Annotated in this window: 19 protein-coding genes; 10 read left to right on the plus strand and 9 right to left on the minus strand. The window is 41.1% G+C overall.

The window, feature by feature from the left end:
• Positions 1 to 80: 80 nt before the first annotated feature.
• On the plus strand, positions 81 to 1655 hold the full coding sequence (locus tag J9537_RS00500) for a hypothetical protein (RefSeq protein ID WP_245001264.1): 1575 nt from the start codon (positions 81 to 83) through the stop codon (positions 1653 to 1655).
• A 65-nt stretch (positions 1656 to 1720) separates the two neighbouring features.
• Complete coding sequence (arr, locus tag J9537_RS00505) at positions 1721 to 2131, plus strand: NAD(+)--rifampin ADP-ribosyltransferase (RefSeq protein WP_218256324.1); 411 nt, start codon at positions 1721 to 1723, stop codon at positions 2129 to 2131.
• 37 nt (positions 2132 to 2168) lie between these two features.
• Here the strand turns inward: arr and J9537_RS00510 are convergent, their stop codons facing one another.
• From J9537_RS00510 to J9537_RS00535, 6 genes are all read right to left on the minus strand, one after another.
• Positions 2169 to 3137 (minus strand): siderophore ABC transporter substrate-binding protein, encoded by a 969-nt coding sequence (locus J9537_RS00510; protein WP_218256325.1) that lies wholly within the window; start codon positions 3135 to 3137, stop codon positions 2169 to 2171.
• Between the two features lie 65 nt (positions 3138 to 3202).
• Complete coding sequence (locus J9537_RS00515; protein WP_218256326.1) at positions 3203 to 3961, minus strand: iron ABC transporter ATP-binding protein; 759 nt, start codon at positions 3959 to 3961, stop codon at positions 3203 to 3205.
• Positions 3958 to 4926 carry an iron chelate uptake ABC transporter family permease subunit gene (locus tag J9537_RS00520; protein WP_218256327.1) on the minus strand — a complete coding sequence of 323 codons (969 nt, stop codon included), beginning with the start codon at positions 4924 to 4926 and terminating at the stop codon, positions 3958 to 3960. Before J9537_RS00520 ends, J9537_RS00515 begins: the two co-directional genes overlap by 4 nt.
• Positions 4923 to 5870: an ABC transporter permease gene (locus tag J9537_RS00525; RefSeq protein WP_245001265.1), complete on the minus strand. Its 948-nt coding sequence runs from the start codon at positions 5868 to 5870 to the stop codon at positions 4923 to 4925. Before J9537_RS00525 ends, J9537_RS00520 begins: the two co-directional genes overlap by 4 nt.
• Before the next feature lie 267 nt (positions 5871 to 6137).
• Complete coding sequence (locus J9537_RS00530) at positions 6138 to 6338, minus strand: DUF4177 domain-containing protein (RefSeq protein WP_010747315.1); 201 nt, start codon at positions 6336 to 6338, stop codon at positions 6138 to 6140.
• Positions 6339 to 6473: 135 nt separating this feature from the next.
• A complete protein-coding gene (locus J9537_RS00535; RefSeq protein WP_218256329.1) occupies positions 6474 to 6839 on the minus strand; it encodes a MerR family transcriptional regulator in 366 nt (121 codons plus the stop codon).
• 99 nt (positions 6840 to 6938) lie between these two features.
• Between J9537_RS00535 and J9537_RS00540 the strand changes: the two genes are divergently transcribed.
• The 4 genes from J9537_RS00540 (at position 6939) to J9537_RS00555 (ending at position 11691) form a co-directional block, all read left to right on the plus strand.
• A complete protein-coding gene (locus J9537_RS00540) occupies positions 6939 to 7316 on the plus strand; it encodes a carboxymuconolactone decarboxylase family protein (RefSeq protein ID WP_218256330.1) in 378 nt (125 codons plus the stop codon).
• A gap of 107 nt (positions 7317 to 7423) precedes the next feature.
• Positions 7424 to 8191: an SDR family NAD(P)-dependent oxidoreductase gene (locus J9537_RS00545; RefSeq protein ID WP_010747312.1), complete on the plus strand. Its 768-nt coding sequence runs from the start codon at positions 7424 to 7426 to the stop codon at positions 8189 to 8191.
• Positions 8192 to 8340: 149 nt separating this feature from the next.
• A complete protein-coding gene (locus J9537_RS00550; RefSeq protein WP_218256331.1) occupies positions 8341 to 9885 on the plus strand; it encodes a zinc ribbon domain-containing protein in 1545 nt (514 codons plus the stop codon).
• A gap of 141 nt (positions 9886 to 10026) precedes the next feature.
• Positions 10027 to 11691 carry an SWIM zinc finger family protein gene (locus J9537_RS00555; RefSeq protein ID WP_218256332.1) on the plus strand — a complete coding sequence of 555 codons (1665 nt, stop codon included), beginning with the start codon at positions 10027 to 10029 and terminating at the stop codon, positions 11689 to 11691.
• Positions 11692 to 11774: 83 nt separating this feature from the next.
• On the opposite strand, the gene J9537_RS00560 is transcribed toward J9537_RS00555, so the two are convergent.
• Complete coding sequence (locus J9537_RS00560) at positions 11775 to 12782, minus strand: thermonuclease family protein (protein WP_218256333.1); 1008 nt, start codon at positions 12780 to 12782, stop codon at positions 11775 to 11777.
• A gap of 307 nt (positions 12783 to 13089) precedes the next feature.
• On the opposite strand from J9537_RS00560, the gene J9537_RS00565 reads away from it, so the two are divergent.
• From J9537_RS00565 to J9537_RS00575, 3 genes are all read left to right on the plus strand, one after another.
• Positions 13090 to 14172 carry a glycosyltransferase family 1 protein gene (locus tag J9537_RS00565; RefSeq protein WP_218256334.1) on the plus strand — a complete coding sequence of 361 codons (1083 nt, stop codon included), beginning with the start codon at positions 13090 to 13092 and terminating at the stop codon, positions 14170 to 14172.
• A gap of 852 nt (positions 14173 to 15024) precedes the next feature.
• Entirely contained in the window at positions 15025 to 15318 is a 294-nt protein-coding gene (locus J9537_RS00570; RefSeq protein ID WP_245001266.1) for a hypothetical protein, read from the plus strand.
• A gap of 87 nt (positions 15319 to 15405) precedes the next feature.
• The gene (locus J9537_RS00575; protein WP_218256335.1) at positions 15406 to 16230 is read left to right on the plus strand and encodes an SWIM zinc finger family protein; all 825 of its coding nucleotides are present in this window, start codon (positions 15406 to 15408) and stop codon (positions 16228 to 16230) included.
• A 454-nt stretch (positions 16231 to 16684) separates the two neighbouring features.
• On the opposite strand, the gene J9537_RS00580 is transcribed toward J9537_RS00575, so the two are convergent.
• Both J9537_RS00580 and J9537_RS20565 read right to left on the minus strand, forming a co-directional pair.
• Positions 16685 to 17209, minus strand: a complete 525-nt coding sequence (locus J9537_RS00580; protein WP_245001267.1) for a 5'-methylthioadenosine/S-adenosylhomocysteine nucleosidase — start codon at positions 17207 to 17209, stop codon at positions 16685 to 16687.
• Positions 17161 to 17346, minus strand: a complete 186-nt coding sequence (locus tag J9537_RS20565; RefSeq protein WP_245001268.1) for a nucleoside phosphorylase-I family protein — start codon at positions 17344 to 17346, stop codon at positions 17161 to 17163. The genes J9537_RS00580 and J9537_RS20565 overlap by 49 nt, the downstream gene beginning before the upstream one ends.
• 417 nt (positions 17347 to 17763) lie before the next feature.
• Between J9537_RS20565 and J9537_RS00585 the strand changes: the two genes are divergently transcribed.
• Positions 17764 to 18465 carry a response regulator transcription factor gene (locus J9537_RS00585; RefSeq protein ID WP_218256336.1) on the plus strand — a complete coding sequence of 234 codons (702 nt, stop codon included), beginning with the start codon at positions 17764 to 17766 and terminating at the stop codon, positions 18463 to 18465.

Below are 18465 nucleotides of genomic sequence, written 5' to 3' on the forward strand. Positions count from 1 at the left end.
TAGGACTTTTTTTAAGATAGTGGCAACGGTCTATTCACCTGCTTGTTTTTAACGGATAATAAGTGAAACGAGTTTATCAGATGGGAGAATTTATGGATCAGGAGTTATTAATCATCGATTTGCTTTCGGCAGGCGAGGCGATCTATAAGCGTGTTCGAAAAAATCGACAGCGAAATTTGCGCACAGCATTTTTGTTTTTAATTGCTGCTTTGGTAGTATTTTTCGGAATCGGTACCTTTGTCTATCAGCGGTTGGAAATGCGTGTCTACTCGATCGACAGCGGCTATTGGCTGCGGGGATTTTATCATTTTTCATTAGTGCTGGGAATCCTCAGTGTCATCGCAGTAGTGACCTTCTTTATAATGAATGGCATTCAAGAGGTCCGACTGCGGCAATCCTTTCAACGTTTTTTAGCACACCATGTTAAGAGGGCGGCCAAGTATCCGATTGTTTATCAGGATCGCGAAGCCTATTACTTAGCGGAAGAAGCACGAAAACCGGCGCTGCGGCTATTGAAGACGGCTTGTGTCGAATTGACCACGACATTTGACGGCGCGAAGGTCTTCTTAGGTGAACGGCAAGAGTTCTGGGGATTTTCCGGGATTCAATTATTTGTCCTGAATGAGGAACCGCCACGACTGCCCGTCCATTTTCCAAAAACACAGGGAATGAATCGAAAAGGATCTTTCCTATTGATTAGCGTGCTCTTTTTTGCGGGAGTAGGAGTGTTTGCTTACGATGGAATGACACGGCATCAAATGCTTTATGGCGGGACTGATGAGCCGAGGCGTTCAACTGTTACCAGTTCCAGTGAAGCGGCTCCGCTAACGAGTGAAGATTTACTGACGCAGCAAGGCGCGGCACCGACTAAAAAAACCAGCCAGACCAATCAATTGGATTTGAATGAGCAGACGCAGGAATTGTACCTGACGACGGATGGCGGCAGCGCATGGTCATTTGTCCCATTAAAACCAGAATGGCTGCGTTCAGGCAGCTATTTGCTGACTAGTGGGGAGATTCCCATGGGGTATTGGATGGATAAGACGTACAATGTCTCATCGGATTTCTCTTGGTTTATCTATTCGGAGAATGAAAAGGAATTGTATTTCTTATTCTCTAGTGACAATGGTAAGACGTGGCAGAAATCACTTGTCTCAGAAAATGCGCAACGAATGCGTTATCGCAAGGCGCAGTTTTTCGCTGACGGCAGTGGCGTACTCGTTTATTCGAATGCATCGCCGGAGGTCTCTTCTGAAGGCTTGGAAATCTACCAAACCAATGATTTCGGCAAGACATGGTTTAGAAGTAATGGCACGACCATCAGTCAACCGGTCCAAAATGTCAGCTTTGTGAATCCGGCTTTAGGGTTTGTTTCAACAAGAGAAAAATTGTATTACACCAATAATAGCGGCAGCTCCTTCAAGGAGGCGATCGTAACCATTCCCGCGGAGTATCAAACTGGCGGGCTGGATCTGTTCCAATCCCCCAACGAGGTGACACAGGTCGGTACCAATCAATTGGAGACGAAATTTTACTTATTGAAAATGAAGGGAATCGATCAAGGCAAGATGTTCGCTTGTCTCTATCGTTCTTCCGACAATGGCGAGACCTGGCAATTTGCGGAGCAGTTGTCGCAGGTTCAGTCGACGGAATAGTTTACAGGCAACGTTTTTATTGCTACACTGTTCCGTTACAGGAAAAACGAAGATGGAGTGATTTGATGGAAAAACGATTGGACAAAGGCCCTTTTTATCACGGAACCAAAGCGGATCTAAAGATAGGTGAGTTGATCACAGCAGGAAAGAACTCCAATTACGGCAAACAAGTCAAAGCAAATTTTGTCTATTTTACCGGAACAATGGAGGCGGCAATCTGGGGCGCTGAATTGGCGCTGGGTGAGAATCGGCAACGAATTTATCAAGTAGAGCCGACAGGCGAATTTGAAAATGATCCGAATCTGACGGATAAAAAATTTCCGGGAAATCCGACACGCTCCTATCGGACGCAGCAGCCGTTGAAAATTGTCGGCGAGGTTGCAGAATGGTCTGGTCATTCACCCGAACAATTGAAAGCGATGATGGCTCACGTAGAGAACATGAAGCAGCAAGGAATTGAAGCAATCAATGAATAGCAATAAAAAAAGCCTTGATCTCAAGGCTTTTTTGCTGCTATTCAAAGACTTTATTAACGTCCTCTAGCATCATTTTGACTGATTCCAGACCGCCGCCGCTTAGGTACCATACGTCTGGCTGTAAAGAAATCACTTTTTTATTTTTGCCGGCAGTTGTTTGAGCGACGAGTTCGTTATCAGCGACATTATTGTTGCTGTCGTCACCACCGATTGCTTTTGTACGGTCAACGACGAATAGTACATCTGGATTTTTATCTAACACATATTCGTAAGAAACACTTTGACCATGGGTAGAAGCTTTGATAGCATCATCGGCTTGTGCAAATCCAAAGGTATCGTAAACAATGCCGAAGCGAGAATCTTTTCCGTAAGCTGAAAGCTGCCCTTCATTTACTAAAACGGTCAAGGCCTTGTCTTTGCTCTCTTCAGCTTTTGTTTTGGTTTCTTTTATACTAGTTTCTAATTCAGCTAATTGTTCTTTGGCGGCTTTTTCTTTGCCGAAGATTTTTCCTAGCGTTTCGACATTTTGCTTGATAGAGTTCCAGGTATCAGAAGAATCTACCGCCAGATACATTGTTGGAGCAATTTCCTTCAGCTGATCTAAAAAGTCGCTTTGACGACCAGAAATGATGATCAAGTCTGGCTTCATTTGATTGATTTTTTCTAGATCGGGTTCCTTGATTCCGCCAGCAGAGTCCACTTTTTTGTAGTCTGCTAAATATTCAGGCAAGTTGTCCGTAGCTGCGCCTACCACCTTATCGCCGACACCTAGAGCATCCAGAGTATCCAGCGAGCCATTATCGAAAACAACGACCTTTTCAGGATTCTTTGGTACGGTGACTTTGCCGTTCGAATCTTGAACCTCCATCGTCTTTGCCTCTTTAACCGTACTGCTTGTCGCGTCTTTGTCGGTAGAAGCACTGGTACTTTCACCGTTCGTTGAGCCGCAGCCCGCCAAACCTGCCCCTAACAATACCAATGATAAACCAACTATATATTTTTTCATTCCTTCTTCCTCCTAATTTATTGTTAAAAAACTCAAGGTTGATGAGTTTGATACCTAAAAAATGTCTAATTAAAATACATACAGAAGCGCTTACCATCTAGCTCGCAGATTTTGATCTCCATATCGTATAGGGCATTCAAAATCTGTGGCTGGATCATCTCCTCCATCGTTCCGTGGGCAAAAATTTCTCCCGCCTTCATCGCAACGATCTCATCCGCGTATGTCGCCGCAAAGTTAATGTCATGGATCACCAATAAAATGGTCTTGTGTTCTTCTTCTACTAAGCGACGCAAGGTTTTCATCAGCTGTACCGCATGACTCATGTCTAAGTTATTCAAAGGTTCATCCAATAGAATGTATTCCGTATCTTGGGCTAGAATCATCGCGATATAGGCTCGCTGTAATTGCCCGCCAGATAACGTATCAATTTTTTCCTCCGCCATTTCCACTAGTCCTAGTTTTTCTAAGGCGTAATCGATCATCTCCAGGTCGTTTCTCGTTAGGCGGCCTTTTGAATAGGGGAAGCGGCCAAAGCCTACAAGCTCACGGACAGTGATCCGCAGATTGACGCCATTGCTTTGCTTTAAGATCGATAATTTTTGCGATAGCTCATTGGAACGCCAAGCCTTTACCTCATTGTGATCGAGATAGATTTGCCCGGCATCAATGGAGATCAACCGACTGATCATCGACAGCAGGGTACTTTTGCCAGCACCGTTTGGTCCAATAAAAGCCGTCAGCTTCTCTTCTTTAATGGGTAAACTCACTTCAGAGATGACTTTCTTCATCCCGTAATTCTTTGATACGTCATTTAGCTCGATCATTTTTGCCGTCTCCTCTCATAAATGATTTTCCAGATAAAATACAAGCCGCCGATAAATTGTGTCACCACACTGACCGTCGTCTTTAACTGGAAGACCTGTTCGACTAAAAATTGACTGCCGATCAAAAAGATCATTCCTAGTAAAACGGCGGTCGGGAACAGATATCTGTGGCGATAGGTGGGCATCAGCTGATAGCTGATGTTGGCGACAATAAAGCCTAAAAAGGTAATAGGGCCCACCAATGCCGTCGCGGTTCCAGTCAAGAGACTGACTAAAAATAAGATCAGAATTTGAAATTTGTTTAGTGAGATTCCTAGATTGGTCGCTTGATCCCCCCCTAAATGCAAGACATCCAGGTAACGATTGGCAGCAAATAAAAGGAGGGACCCTAGGATAATGATTCCAGCCGCCAAGCCTAAATGCGTCGTATTGATATTTCCAAAGCTGGCAAAGAGCCGTCCCTGCAACAGATCGTATTCATTGGGGTCCATCATGACCTGTAAAAAATTGCTGGTGCTGCTGAATAAGGTTCCAAAGATCATCCCCAGCATCAGTAGGATGAATAGATCGTTTTGCTGCCGCTTCAGCAAGACCTTCGCTAGCAGTAAGCTCAACAGCGCCATCAAAAGAATGCTGATCAAAAAGGTGGAGGTCTGCTCCTGCGACAGCATGTTGACCCCGCCGACAATGAAAAACAGCAAGGTTTGAATCAACACGTATAAGGAATCCAGGCCCAAAATATTTGGGGTTAAAAATTGATTTTGTGTCATAGTTTGAAAGCTGATGGTCGCCATTCCTGTCGCCAGGGCAACAAGTAAAAAGGCCGCCACTTTTTTCCCTCGCAGCATCCATGCAAACTGAAAGTTCCCATAGGTGTTATATGTCAGATAAAGACCGCACAAGAGCAGAACGATCAGGACAAGACTAGCTAAAAGCAGCTCCTTTTTTGGCAGAGATCGTTTCATGCACGTCTCCTCCTAACCAATAGATAAATAAATATCAGACTACCTAAAATCCCTACCGTTAGACTGACAGGCACTTCATAGGGGGCGATGACGATGCGGGAAATAATATCGCAGGCCATTAAAAACAGACTGCCGCTCAACGCGGTAATCCATAGATTTTGCTTTACATGATCCCCATAGATCAGGGAAACGATATTTGGAACGATCACGCCTAAAAAAGGCACTGTCCCTACCATGATCAATACCAATCCACTGGCGGCAGCGACCAAACCGATCCCAAGCATTTGCATCAACCGATAATTGACACCTAAATTCACCGCCACATCTTCCCCTAAGCCAACAATTGTGAAGGAATAGGCAAATAGATAAATGATGAAAAATAAAGGAATCGTCAGATAGAGCAGCTCATAGCTGCCTTTGGCGACTAACGAAAAGTTTCCCTGCAGCCAGGAGGACATATTTTGGATCAGTTGAAACTGATAAGCAAAAAAGGTCGCGACAGAACCAACGATATTGCCGAACATCACACCCAGCAAAGGCAAAAATATTGGATCTTTATTTGGAAGCAGCCGGCTTAGTCCTAAAAAGATTAAGGTTCCGAGAAAAGCAAAAACAAAGGCGGCAAGCGTTCGAACACTGGTAGAGGCATTTGGCAGAAAAAGCATTACCAGTAAAATCCCCAATCGAGCACTATCCATCGTGCCCGCTGTTGTTGGTGAAACAAATTTATTTTGTGTGAGATGCTGCATAATCAGACCGCAAATACTCATTGTCGCGCCGGCTAAAAGCAAGCTGACGGTTCGCGGAACACGCGTAGTGGCTAGGATCAGCCATTGCTCAGAATCGCCTCGAAGCAACCCCTGCAGCATCAACTCTTTGACTCCGATAAATAAAGAGAGAGCGCTTAACAAAAGTAGACCAAGTATAATTCCTTTTCTTTTCAAGAACTCACCCCTTAGATAAGTGATAATGATTCTCATTCTCTCTGTTTATAAAGTTTAGGTGAAAAGTAAAACAAATGCAAGTTAATTTTTAAGAATAATTATTGTAAAAATAACTTTGTCAAGGAAGGACAGTACTCATTTTCTTATTCCTACGGGTGTACAAACGAAGCTAGGGAGGGAGAAATTTGTTTGAGAAGGATTGTGTAAAACTGAATTTAGTCATAGAAAAAAAGACTAGGATTTTTCCCAGTCTTTAAGTCCAAGCTGCTATTTTTCTTTTCTAAATGTTACGAGGATCGCGCTTCTTGTCGCAATCACATTCGGCATATAAGAATGGGTAACAAATTCCCATCCTTCTGCTGATCGAGTATTGATTAGATCATCTAACCGATCCAGATCTTCCACACTTGCACTATCCTTAAACCATTTTATCGATGTTTCCAATACTTCGCTTTTGTATACCCACATAATTAAATGCCTCCTTTTCTTCCATTATAAAATAAAAGAACAATGAGAAGAAAAATCGAAAGAATTGTTTCAAAAGAAGCGCTGGGAACGAAAGTGAGACTATTTTCGTCGCTGATAAGAAACTATAGTTTCCTATCAGCGGTCTCTGTCTGCCAGCATTTCTTTATAAGTCTTTTGTTTCTCTTCTAAAAAGGTCAGATGCTGCTCAATTTTTCTTTTTTCCGTTAGCAGGCGATTCCTTTGGGCAGCCAGAAGCTTCATACGCTTCTCGATGGTTTGATCGCCTTGGCTGCGCAACTGAGAATATTTTTTGATCGACTCCAAATCCATCCCGGTTTGTTTTAGGCGGTGAATGAAACGTAGCCACTCGATATTGGCCTCACTGTATTCACGATAGCCGCTTTTATTTTTGGCGGGAGCACTGATTCCCAGTTCCTCATAGTAACGTAGTGTCGGCACACTGAAGCCGATCATTTTCGACACCTCACTGATTTTATACATCTGTTCTCTCCTTCGTTCGATTTTTTTTTACTTAATCCCTTGCTATAAAGTCCACTTGATAGTTTATAGTACTTTACCATAAGGGAGGCGAAAGCTGCTATGTATGATAAAAGATTGAAACAGGGAATGAAAAATTTGAAGGCGATCGATGGTGAGGCTGGGGAACGTGTCATCCAGACGCTGGAAGGGATCGCCCCAGATGTTGGCCGCTACATTTTGGCATTTGCCTTTGGGGATATTTATGAAAAGGATACTCTTTCCTTTAGAGAACGGGAAATCAACACCATTACAAGTCTGTTAACACAAGGCGACACGAAAAATCAATTGATCGTCCATATTAACGGGTCATTGAATGTCGGTATCACTAAAGAAGAAATCATCGAGGTTTTTACCCATTGTATTCCTTATGTTGGCTTTCCTAAGGTACTAAACGCGATTATGATTGCTAAGGAAATTTTCGAAACCAGAAAGCTTTAATGAGTAAATCCGCTCTTTTTTAACAAGCTATTGACATTACCCTACCATCTTCGGTACCGTTAGGATAGCACGGATGAATGCGCTAACAAAAAGGAGGAGGTAAGGATATGTTTGATTTAAATGGAAAAGTAGCAGTAGTAACAGGTGCCAGCAGCGGGTTAGGTCGTGACGCGGCAATTGCGTATGCGGAAGCTGGCGCGGATGTGGTGTTATTAGCTAGACGTTTGGAAAGATTGGAAGAATTAGCGGAAGAAATCAAAAAGATGGGCCGTGATGTTCTAGCAATTAAGATGGATGTAACAGACGAAGCGAACGTCAAGGCTGGAATCCAACAAGCATTTGACCACTTTGGACATCTGGACATTTTACTGAACAATGCGGGGATCGCAGTAGGGGGCGGTGTCGACTCCTTAACGGTAGAAGACTTCGACAAATCAATGGACGTTAACGTGAAGGGAATCTTCCTCGTTAGCAAGTATGTTGTTAAGCATATGATGGACAATAACTATGGGCGAATCGTCAATGTGGCGTCCATTAACGCGATCATGGCAGATAAAGAGGACGTGTTCATTCGTCATTCATACAATGCCAGCAAAGCGGCAGTTTTAGGGCTAACTAAAGGAATGGCGGCCAGCTATGGGAAATACAATATCACAACCAATGCCATCGGACCAGGACTGTTTGAGTCTGAAATGACCGAAAATACCTTATTCAAATCCGATGACTTCTTAAATCTATATCAAGGCTTGAACCCAATGAGCCGTCCAGGCAAGCATGGGGAATTAAACGGGACGATCCTATACTTCTCCAGCGATGCGTCAAGCTATACCAACGGTCAATTCATCGTTGTTGACGGCGGCATGTCGATCGTATAAGGATAATAGTCGAAGCACTTTCTCAAATCGAGGAAGTGCTTTTTGCTTTTTAAATTACTATCCTCATTTATTGGGATCTTTGCTACAATCAATAGGAAAGACAAAGACTTGAATCAATGGTGAAAACCAACAGAACAGGAAGGGTACAAATGAAGAATTGTCCAAATTGTGGTCATGAAAATTTGGAAGATGCGCGTTTTTGCGAGGAATGTGGGCATCCTTTTGCGTCAGAAAGCGTTGAAACATCGGAAATTTTCACTGAAGAAGAACAGCAACTACAATCGAAAAACGACCGCTTCTGTCCAAACTGTGGCGAATCAGTTCCGAAAGACGCTGATTTTTGTCCGAACTGCGGGCATCGGTTAAAAGCCACGGTGGTAAAAACCCCTGCAGCTAAAAAGCCGTTGTCAAAGAAGCAAAAAATCGGGATCGGCACGGGATTAGCGCTCATCGTATTATTAGTGGGCGGCTTTATGTTTAGTCGCTATTATTACAGCTATCCTCAGCAGCTGAGCCGTTTGGAGCGAACCTTCAAAACACAAGATCCTGAAAAAATGGCGGAGGTCATCACCTCGGAAGATCCCAACTATAAGGTATCTGCGGCAAATTTGAAAAAATTTATCAGTTATTACCAAGAAAGCAGCCACAAGGCCGATTTCGCTGATTTTTTGGCGGACTTAAAACATAATCCCGGACATTTAGAAGACTTTTCCGTTAAAACGAAAGGAAAATATCTTGGTCTGTTTCCTCGCTATCAGCTAGTGATTCAGCCGGTCTACTTGACGGTCACGACAGATCAAGCAGGGATGGATTTATCTTTAGATGATAAAAAGCTGGCGACGTCAAAGGGCACCAATTATCAGACGACTTGGGGTCCGTTGACTCCGGGAAGTTATCAGGTGGAAGGAAAATTAGACAGCGAGAAGTCCGTTTCGAAGCAATCGCTGATCCGCTATCACAATCCTGAATTTGAAACCGATAGCCATGTAGCGATGAATCTCCACAAAATTTCCTTCAAGGTTACCTCGAATATCGATGGGGCAAAGGTTCTGCTGAATAACAAGGAGGTCGCCACGATCGAAAAAGGGCAAGCGGAGATCAAGGATGTCGTTTGGCATCAGGGGATGGAGGTTCAGCTGCTCTTTAAGACAGCCGGTGATTCATTAAAAAGTGATACGTATCAAATCGCAGCCAACGAGTTTTTGGCGGATGACTATAACGCAGACAGCTATGCCTCAGAGATTAACCTGAACTTTGATCATGTCCAATCGGAAGCAGATGTGCAGAATTTCTTAGATAATTTATATAGTGATCTGTCAGGCTATACGTCTAGATACGGCAGCTTTGGCTCCTCACAAAGAAGCGAACTAGCAGCGTATTTTGTCGATGGGCTGGGCAATGCAGACGAAAAGGACTTTGAGAAATTTATCGCCGATATCCGTACCAGTGATAAAAAAGCACGGGTCAATGCAAAAGCGAAGGTCGAATCGGTCAGTCTGACAGGCAAAGACGTCTATACGGTCCAATACCTGATCTATTATGACACGGTCTACACCGACGACACGGATGACGTGAGTCAAGTTTTCCGCTATAAAAAGGCCACCTTACGTTATAACGAAGACGATGCAACCTTCCAAATCGATAATCTTGGAGGCGCGGAGAACTTCGAGACAGTGGACAGTGGCGATGCTTAAGCTTTTTCAATGTCAATACACGAAAAAGAGGCTTTTAATTTAAGAAGCCTCTTTTTTCGTGCTGGAGGAAAATAGCATCAAAAGTATTCGTGCTTTTTATTCAGATTTATTTTAGACTGATGGTAAAGGAGTGTGAGCTAAATGATGTGGCAAGATCTTTTCCCTGTGCGCATCCTTGAACGGGGATATGAGTATTTTATGGCGGGAGCAGTCGATGATTTTGAGGTTCGTGAAGCAATAGTCAATGCGGTCGTTGAAGGTTCAGAGCATTATGTAGTAACGATAGAACATACAGAAGATCAAATCACTGAACTGCATTGCGATTGTCCCTATGCGGCTGAGGGAAATAATTGTAAACATATGGTGGCTGTTTTGTTCATGTGTGAGGAACGAAATGTTTTTCATGGGCAGAATTCAGCTCAACGTTCAGATACAGCAGAGGAATTAGAAAAAATTGTGATGACGGCAGATGAAACAATGATTCGCTCTTTTTTATTGTCCGCAATCGTTAACGATGAAAAATTAGCTCATCAATTTGCTCGAGAATTTTTGTCTAATTATTCAGCGGAAAGTGTCCGCTATATTATAAATCAAATCGCTGATATTTTTGATACCTATGAAGACTATAGTGGGTTTATTGATTATCATAACGCTTTTACCTTTGGCGGGGATATTTTAGGGCTCTTAACAAATGAAGTCGATCCGCTGATTGAAGCGAACGACTATTCAGCTGCTTTTGAGGTTCTCGGCTATTTGGTTAATCGAGTCGACACTGTTGAAATGGATGATTCTGGTGGAGAGATCACCATGATCCTGTCAGAATGCTTTGAAAGATGGCAAACGATTTTAGCAGAGGTGAAGCTAAACAAAAAGAAACGAATGTTTGATTGGTTCACTAAGCAACTGACGACCTCTGATAATGAGTACTCAAAGGAATATGTTGAGGAAATTATTCGTGTTGGGTTTCCTGAAGCTAGCTTCGTAGAGGTTAAGCTGCGGTTCGCTAAAAAAATGATTGAAGAAGCAGAGGCGATGGAAGGCTGGCGAAGGGAGTTTCAGTTATCTGAGTGGGCTGTTTTCCTTATAGAAATGATGGAACAAGAGGGAAAATATGAAGTAGAGGTAAGGAAACAGTATACTCGCTACTGGGCGTTTAGCGAAGTTCGTAAAAAATATATCGCAAATGCACTCGCTCGAAAGGACTATTCAACGGCCATCAAGACATTGGAAGAAAGCATTAAATTGGATCATTCTTATCCAGGGTTGGTCAGTGAATATAGCCATGTGCTGAAAGCAATCTATAATACCTTAGGCGATAAGGATCGCTATCTTGACCAATTGTGGCAGCTTTTGCTAACCGATGACCCAGGGAATATCGAAATTTTCCGTGAATTAAAGGCAAATTATACAAAAGAAGAATGGCCAGCTGCTAGGCAACGAATTTATTCAGCGTTAGAAGGAAAAGACTTTATGGATCGTCTCTATTTAGAAGAAAAAGATTATGAGCGATTAATGACGTATGTTGAAGATTCCTTTGAATTGTATAAGGTACGTGAGCATTTTGACTTATTGAAAGACAGATTTCCTGAAAGAATGCTAGATAAATATGAGAAAGAATTACGGCAATTAGCAGCCCCTGTATCGAATCGTCAAAAGTATCGTGCGATCGCTAATCTAATGAAGGGGATGACGAAGATTTCTGGCGGAAATCTTCGAGGAAAGCGGCTGATGCAGGAATTCAAGACGAATTATCCGAGAAGAAAAGCGATGCTGGATGAACTAAGTAAGCTAAAATCTCTGTATTAAACAGAAAAAAAGAGAAACGGCCAAATCCGATGGAGTCTATCGGATTTGGCCGTTTATTAATGTTCCTTATTAAAAGATCGCTTTTAATAACACTTGGCACAAGGCGTTAACCCACGAGCTTGTGCTTCTTCTAGTGTGGCAGGCGAGTAAGTGCCATTGCCGCATTTATGGGTGTGGTATTTACTACCGGTTGGAGTGACATAGACGGTCTGCCCCTGTGCGGCTTCCGCCGCTTGTGCTTGCTGCTGGGCTTGCGCTTCTGCCTCTGCTTGCGCCTGTGCTGCTGCTTGTTGAGCAGCTGCCTCTTGGGCAAGCCGTTCCTCCTCGGCTTTCTTGGCTGCTTCTGCTTCCTCAGCGAGTCGTTTCTGTTCGGCTTTTCTAGCCGCTTCCGCTTGTTCTGCGGCTTGCTTTTCCGCCGCTTCTTTTGCAGCCTGTTCCTTTTGCAGCCGTTCTTCTTCCGCTTTTTTTGCCGCTAACGCTTCTGACTGAGCCTTTTTATACTCATCTGCCGCGGCTTGACTGTACCCTTTATCACCTTGAGCATAATTTTCGATACTCCAGATATTTCGTTTTTGATCTTTTGCCTGTTTTTCGGCCTTTTTAATTTTATCGAGGTATTTCGTATTCTTGCCTTTGGTGCTCGTCATCATTGCCAAACCTTCGCTTGCCAACGTTTCCTGCACTAATTCTCCATCAGCCCAAACATAAACCAACTCACGTTTTTTACTATCGCGTTTCGCACCTTTGTCGTATTCAATCTGAATTTTTTCGGCATTTTTCAACAATTCTTTGGTGCGTTCCTTCGCCTCTTGTGCATAAGGATTTTCCTTTTTCAGCTCAGGTGCCGTGATCAATAAATATTTTGCTGTGACCGTCTTGCCATTTTTCAATTTAAAACGTGTTCGATCCCCATCAATATACTTCTTCACTTTTACCGTTACTTTTTTGTTTGCTGTTCGTTTAATGCTCGCTTTCTTCTCGGTCTTTGTTTTCGCTGCTTCTACCTGATATTGTTGCGTTGGTGAAGCGAACAGAAAGCTAAACAAGACAGCGAATGTAATACCTAGCTTTACCCCAATCTTCTTTTTCACTAAGATCCCTCCAATTCCCTATTGTTTGAAAATAATGATTAATAAATATGTGTGTACTTAAATAATACTATATATCTAAAAATAAATTAAACAAATAACTAAAATAGTTGTTTTGTCATTCTGGAAAACAAACGGTTTTTTGTGTGGAAGTAAAACGTAAAACGGAACTCAAAAAACTCTTTTCCTATTGAAAAAATAAAAATGTTGGCAACTTTTTAAGATTGTTCTTGTTATATAATATAGAGGTGAAGTTAAAAGGAAACAAAAAAGAGTATGTATAAATTAGAAGTAGAAGGAGAGAAAAACGATGTTAACAAAGCCATTATCACAAATAACTATCTATACTATGGGAAGAGAAAATCTTGAAAAACGAATTTCAAAATTTTATGCAGATTCATCTGATTCAGATACTGTTATTCAATACTTGGTCGCGGTGCTGATCCGGCATTCTTTGTGCATCAGTGATTTTTCTGATTTCTGCAGTGATTTAGTCAGAGAACTTCTTCTATTTGCGGAGCCAACAGATGTTCTGCGCAAATGTGGTCCGTTGTTCCAGAATTACTTTAAAGAGGAGAAAGAGTGGACACAGGTCAAAAACCGTTTATACAAAAATAAAAATGAATACCATCGTTTTAACAATCGCTTGAGCGACTGCAAAAAATACTTATTCACCCCAACAACACCTGTGGAGGAAACCGATGGTCAGCAATACAAAATTCTTTCCACATTTGAAGATGCAGTTGGCAAGCTTCATACATGGAGCTTACGGGATGCGGACTCAAATTCCTCTGGGATGAAGATTGATGCCGTCTTAGAGTTAATGAGTTCGTTAACTATTTTTGAGAAAGAAGGCATTCGCCGTTTTGTTAAGCTAGAAAATTCTGATATTCAAAACTGCACCCGTCATCCAAAAATCAGAAAAGGCAAAGTCGTGGAGGAGTCTGTAAAAGTTGAGACCGTCCGCTCAAAAGAGGAAGCGCTAACAGAGTTTGACTTTAGCCATATGACAGAAGACGAAAAATTGAACTTAGTAAAGGCATTATTGCCAGAAGGAATTGTATTGACTGATACTCGGATGGAAGAACTTAAAAAGGATGAAGCAAAAGAAGCCCCTACTGAAATTCCTGCTGAGACAACGCAAAAAGCCGAATCAATCAGCGATTTAGCAACTGCCACAGTAAAAGAACCACCCAAGACTAAATCCCAGAAATCCTCTACACCAAGACCCATGGCACTTTCTGCAGCAAAGAAGCTGCCTTATGAGAGCTACAAGAAGCCGAAAAGCGAGAAGCAAAAAGAACGCGAATATAAGGACGGACTGATCAGGAAAGCCAAAAAAGGGACGAAGAAAGCTAAAGAAGATAAAAAGAGGAAACGCAAACGAAAATAAATTGTTTACAATCATCTAGAGACACTCTCTTCAAACTGCAAAATTAAAAAAATCCCCTTTTGAAGGTTTATTTGTCATGGAATGAAATAACTAAACAGCCATCCGTTTTTTTAAACAATGCGGATGGCTATTTCACATTCAATTGAAGCCGAATCAGTGAAAACTTGAGTGGGTAGTAGAAAAAATCTGTCGCCCCGAAAAATTTAGAAATCCCCATAGTTACGACAGTAGCACAAAATGATTGAAATCAAAGAGATTGTACTGGAAATCGTTGTTATGATTGTCCGGCTATGAGGGTGTAACCCTGTGATCGACAGAAAAGTGCTTCTAAGACCTAGTGGCAACAGGTATAATTTAGGGTGGGGTTTAAATCTAAAATAGTGGAATGTAAATTCGAGTAAGTTCGGCTGACCGTGTACGATTCCGTAATCGTTCAAATCTAAAAAATAGTGGAGTGTAAATGGTGAATGATTGGATCTTAAATATTGATTTTGCTCGGTTCAAATCTAAAAATAGTGGAATGTAAATATGCTATTGATCACGTTTGCGGAACTTTCTTCTTGTTCAAATCTAAAAAAGTAGAAACGATTTTTTGTGGCTAGAGCAGTTTTAAATGTAAATCTTATATCTAAAATAATAAGATGATTTCCATAAATACTTTTTTAATGCGAAAACTGTTTTAAGAAGTAATTGAATAGTAAAAACGAACGGAATTATTGAATTTAAGAGGGTGAGAGAGATTTTCTGACATATACTGATTCACAAGGATTTATAATTCCTAAAAGAGATCCAGAATACTCTATCTTTACGGATGACGAAGAAGGAGAAAATTGTCTGTGGGCATTAGAATGGATGAAAAGGCAATTTATAAAACGGATAGACATGCCTTTAGATCGTGATTTAATCTGGGTTTGGCCGGATATCTATGCGTATCTTTCAGAAAAAAGTGACATTGATTTTTCGAGACATGCTCTTTTCACCTTTGAAGTCCCTGCAGCTTACTACAAAAAAATGATTTTATGGTCTAATTTTATTAGTTGGCATGAGGTCTTGAACCGATTATGGGAAGGAGTCGCAGATGAAGACGAACGATATGAAGAGATTTTTCAGATGAAGACGAACGATATGAAGAGATTTTTCAACTGAAAAGGCACGAAAAACCGGGAACGATACAAGGTATTACGACAAGGCTGCATAAGGATTGGATAAAAAGAGTTACATAAGGAGAAAAATATGGAGAATTGGGAAAGGCTGTTTAAACCACATATTTTAGATCGGGGATACGAATATTTTTTAGAAGAACGCGTTGTTGATATTCAGGTACAAGACGATTTGATTCAGGCAGCTGTTGCCGGAACGGATGATTACGAAGTTGTGATTGAAGGTATCAAATATGATTTTCCGAGGTTTTATTGTGATTGTCCTTATGCAGGTGTAGATAAGTATTGCAAACATATGGCAGCGGTTTTATACGAGTATGAAGATGGAAAAAACGAAGATCAATGGCAAGATATACGAGTTGCTTCGAAAAAAATCGAACAATTAGTATCGAATGCAGAAGAGCAAGTGGTTCGTGATTTTCTAATTGACCTTTTAAAAAAAGATAAAAATTTAGTTCAACGTTTTACTCGACTTACTTCTCCAGAAATCACAGAAAAGGACGTGCAGCAATTAAAGCACCGAATTGACAAAATTGTTCTTCGGCATGCGGGGGATGAAAATTATATTGAATACGACAAAATCGAAAAATTTGTCAATGATTTAATTAGTTTTATTGACGATGAAATCGTATCGTTAGTAGAGAAAAAGGCACATCTTGCTGCTTTTCACTTAACAAACTATATTCTTCTCGAAGTTGAGCAAGTAGATATGGATGATTTAGAAGGAGAGTTGTATGAAGTGTCTGCAGAATGTCGCTACGTTTGGGAAGCAATTCTTGAGAAAGCGACTATACAAGAAAAAGAGACAATGTTTACTTGGTTTAAAAATCAGCTTAAACACTCTAACTATGGGTTAAGTTATAGTGAAATTGAACAAATTTGTGAGGAATATTTTTAAGGGATAGAGTTTATGAGAGGGTAGGAGTGGATTCTGCTGATAAATCAAATATTCATCAAGGATTTCTAGTAAAAAGCTTAGTACAAGTGAACCAATCACAATTAAATTGGCGCTATTTTTTTGGGGGGATCTGTCGACCTCAAAAAATCAGAAATTTCTGTAGTTGCGACAGCAGCATGAAAATGTTGAATTCTAAGGATTTTCTATTAAGTATATTGTTATTTTTATTGAGTGACGACGTAATAAACTTGAGATCGACAGAAAGTCTCTTCTAGAGCCGCATGGTAACAGGTATAATTTAAGGCGGGATATGAATCTAAAATAGTGGAATGTAAATATCGAAACGCCTGCAACTGAGGAAGTTTCAGACCCATCTGAAGCTAAAATAGTGGAATGTAAATGTAGCTGGGGCTATCACGTAGAAAGGCATGAATGAATAGTTAAATAGAAAAGCTTACTCTATTATGTAAATTAGGCAGATTAAATTAAAGATTTTTGACATCAACTTTTTTTGCTCCATTTCGCCAATATTGACCGCTTGTGAATTAGCCTTGTCAGAAACAATACGTATGGATAAAAATCTTATTTTGTTCAAAAAGCAACATTGGGCTATTGAGGCTGATTCCATGTCAACACAATCAATGTGAAAGTCATTTATTAAAGACGACCTTTGTTTATGTTCTGTGACGAAACCTTCACCTGTACCAAAAGTACCTATTTTTAATGAGGAATCATGTTTTGAGAACAAATGAATTGCATCTTTATCGGCTTCGTAAAAGAGTTGATAAGGAAATTTAAGTTGCGATTGCTTTTTTCGTATGTCGTAATGACAGTATTTCTTACCGAGATAAATATCTGATAAACAAGAATTAGAGGATATTCCTCCACAAATACCGATATTGAGAACTAAGTCTGGAGAAAATTTGTCAATTAATACTTGGGTAAAAACGGAACTATTTGTTTTCCCTGACCGGAACACAGTAAAACAAATTGATGGGCACCTTGTTTTGAAACATAGAATTTTCTACCTAGATATTCGAATGTTTGTACAGGAACTAGTATTTCTATCAAAGGTTGTATTTCCAAATCCATAGCAGAAATAATTCCAATTTTCATAATAGATCCTCCAAGATGATTTTAGAACATTGTACCATAAAAATTATCGAAACATGAGAGCGAAAAAAGTCCGCAAACGGCGACGATCCCTGATCTATTCCGACTCATCTAAATCTAAAATAGTGGAATGTAAATCCTTGTCCAGGAAATACTTCTTGCCCTTTGATTGTAATCTAAATCTAAAACAATGGAACGCAAATTGTGTTATCACACAACCAATTCACCCAGGAAACTTCTCTAATTCCAAAACACTAACCCCACAAAAATTCTATAGCACCTCCGAAAACGCACGTTCCCAAGCTGGAAGGTGTTTTTTGTCTCTTCATTTATTCCTAAACTCTGTAATTTTCATCCGGAACGAGGGTGATCTTTGCTAAAATTAAGAATAAAACCATTATTTTTATAAGGAGATGACCGATGCAGGAGAAAATAAAGGTATTGATTATTGATGATGATCAAGAGCTGTGCTCGATTATTGAACGGTATTTGACGCGTGCTGAGTATGAGGCGGCGTTTGCTCATACGGGTGCGGGCGGATTGAAAATGGCCTTAACAGGGGAGTATCACTTGATCGTATTGGATATTATGCTGCCGCAAATTGACGGGTTGAGCATTCTAACAGAGATTCGCAAGGAGAGTGTGGTGCCGGTCTTGATGTTGACAGCAAAGAACGAGGAGGCGGATAAGATTCGTGGCCTGCAGCTGGGGGCGGATGATTATTTGACGAAGCCTTTTAGCATGGCGGAGCTGATGGCTCGGATTGATTCGCTGGTTCGGCGCTACACAACCTTTAATCGTGCAGCGGCAGGAGGAAAGACGCTGACGTTAAATCACTTGTCCTTCGATACGCAGACGCGAATCGTTTTATTGAAGGAGGAGTCGCTGGAATTGACTGGAAAAGAGTTCGATCTTTTGTACTTTTTGGCTTCCCATAAAGGGCAAATTTTTACGAAGCGGCAAATCTATCAACAAATTTGGGGCGATGAGTATGCTTTTGATGATAGTAATATCATGTCCTTTATCAGCAAGCTGCGGAAGAAAATCGAGCCAGACCCGACGCAGCCTTTCTTCATTCAAACCGTTCGCGGTGTCGGCTATCGGTTTAACCAGGAGAGATAG

Origin of the sequence: Enterococcus raffinosus, from assembly GCF_019175485.1 — a bacterium.
Taxonomy (GTDB): domain Bacteria; phylum Bacillota; class Bacilli; order Lactobacillales; family Enterococcaceae; genus Enterococcus_A; species Enterococcus_A raffinosus.

Excerpts from the sequence above, each read along its gene's own strand:
- J9537_RS00500 (WP_245001264.1), top strand. The coding sequence starts at position 81 with ATGGGAGAATTTATGGATCAGGAGTTATTAATCATCGATTTGCTTTCG.
- J9537_RS00545 (WP_010747312.1), top strand. The coding sequence starts at position 7,424 with ATGTTTGATTTAAATGGAAAAGTAGCAGTAGTAACAGGTGCCAGCAGC.
- J9537_RS00520 (WP_218256327.1), bottom strand. The coding sequence starts at position 4,926 with ATGAAACGATCTCTGCCAAAAAAGGAGCTGCTTTTAGCTAGTCTTGTC.
- J9537_RS00585 (WP_218256336.1), top strand. The coding sequence starts at position 17,764 with ATGCAGGAGAAAATAAAGGTATTGATTATTGATGATGATCAAGAGCTG.
- J9537_RS20565 (WP_245001268.1), bottom strand. The coding sequence starts at position 17,346 with ATGAAAATTGGAATTATTTCTGCTATGGATTTGGAAATACAACCTTTG.
- J9537_RS00530 (WP_010747315.1), bottom strand. The coding sequence starts at position 6,338 with ATGTGGGTATACAAAAGCGAAGTATTGGAAACATCGATAAAATGGTTT.
- arr (WP_218256324.1), top strand. The coding sequence starts at position 1,721 with ATGGAAAAACGATTGGACAAAGGCCCTTTTTATCACGGAACCAAAGCG.
- J9537_RS00555 (WP_218256332.1), top strand. The coding sequence starts at position 10,027 with ATGATGTGGCAAGATCTTTTCCCTGTGCGCATCCTTGAACGGGGATAT.
- J9537_RS00565 (WP_218256334.1), top strand. The coding sequence starts at position 13,090 with ATGTTAACAAAGCCATTATCACAAATAACTATCTATACTATGGGAAGA.
- J9537_RS00550 (WP_218256331.1), top strand. The coding sequence starts at position 8,341 with ATGAAGAATTGTCCAAATTGTGGTCATGAAAATTTGGAAGATGCGCGT.
- J9537_RS00515 (WP_218256326.1), bottom strand. The coding sequence starts at position 3,961 with ATGATCGAGCTAAATGACGTATCAAAGAATTACGGGATGAAGAAAGTC.
- J9537_RS00540 (WP_218256330.1), top strand. The coding sequence starts at position 6,939 with ATGTATGATAAAAGATTGAAACAGGGAATGAAAAATTTGAAGGCGATC.
- J9537_RS00570 (WP_245001266.1), top strand. The coding sequence starts at position 15,025 with ATGAAAAGGCAATTTATAAAACGGATAGACATGCCTTTAGATCGTGAT.
- J9537_RS00575 (WP_218256335.1), top strand. The coding sequence starts at position 15,406 with ATGGAGAATTGGGAAAGGCTGTTTAAACCACATATTTTAGATCGGGGA.
- J9537_RS00535 (WP_218256329.1), bottom strand. The coding sequence starts at position 6,839 with ATGTATAAAATCAGTGAGGTGTCGAAAATGATCGGCTTCAGTGTGCCG.
- J9537_RS00510 (WP_218256325.1), bottom strand. The coding sequence starts at position 3,137 with ATGAAAAAATATATAGTTGGTTTATCATTGGTATTGTTAGGGGCAGGT.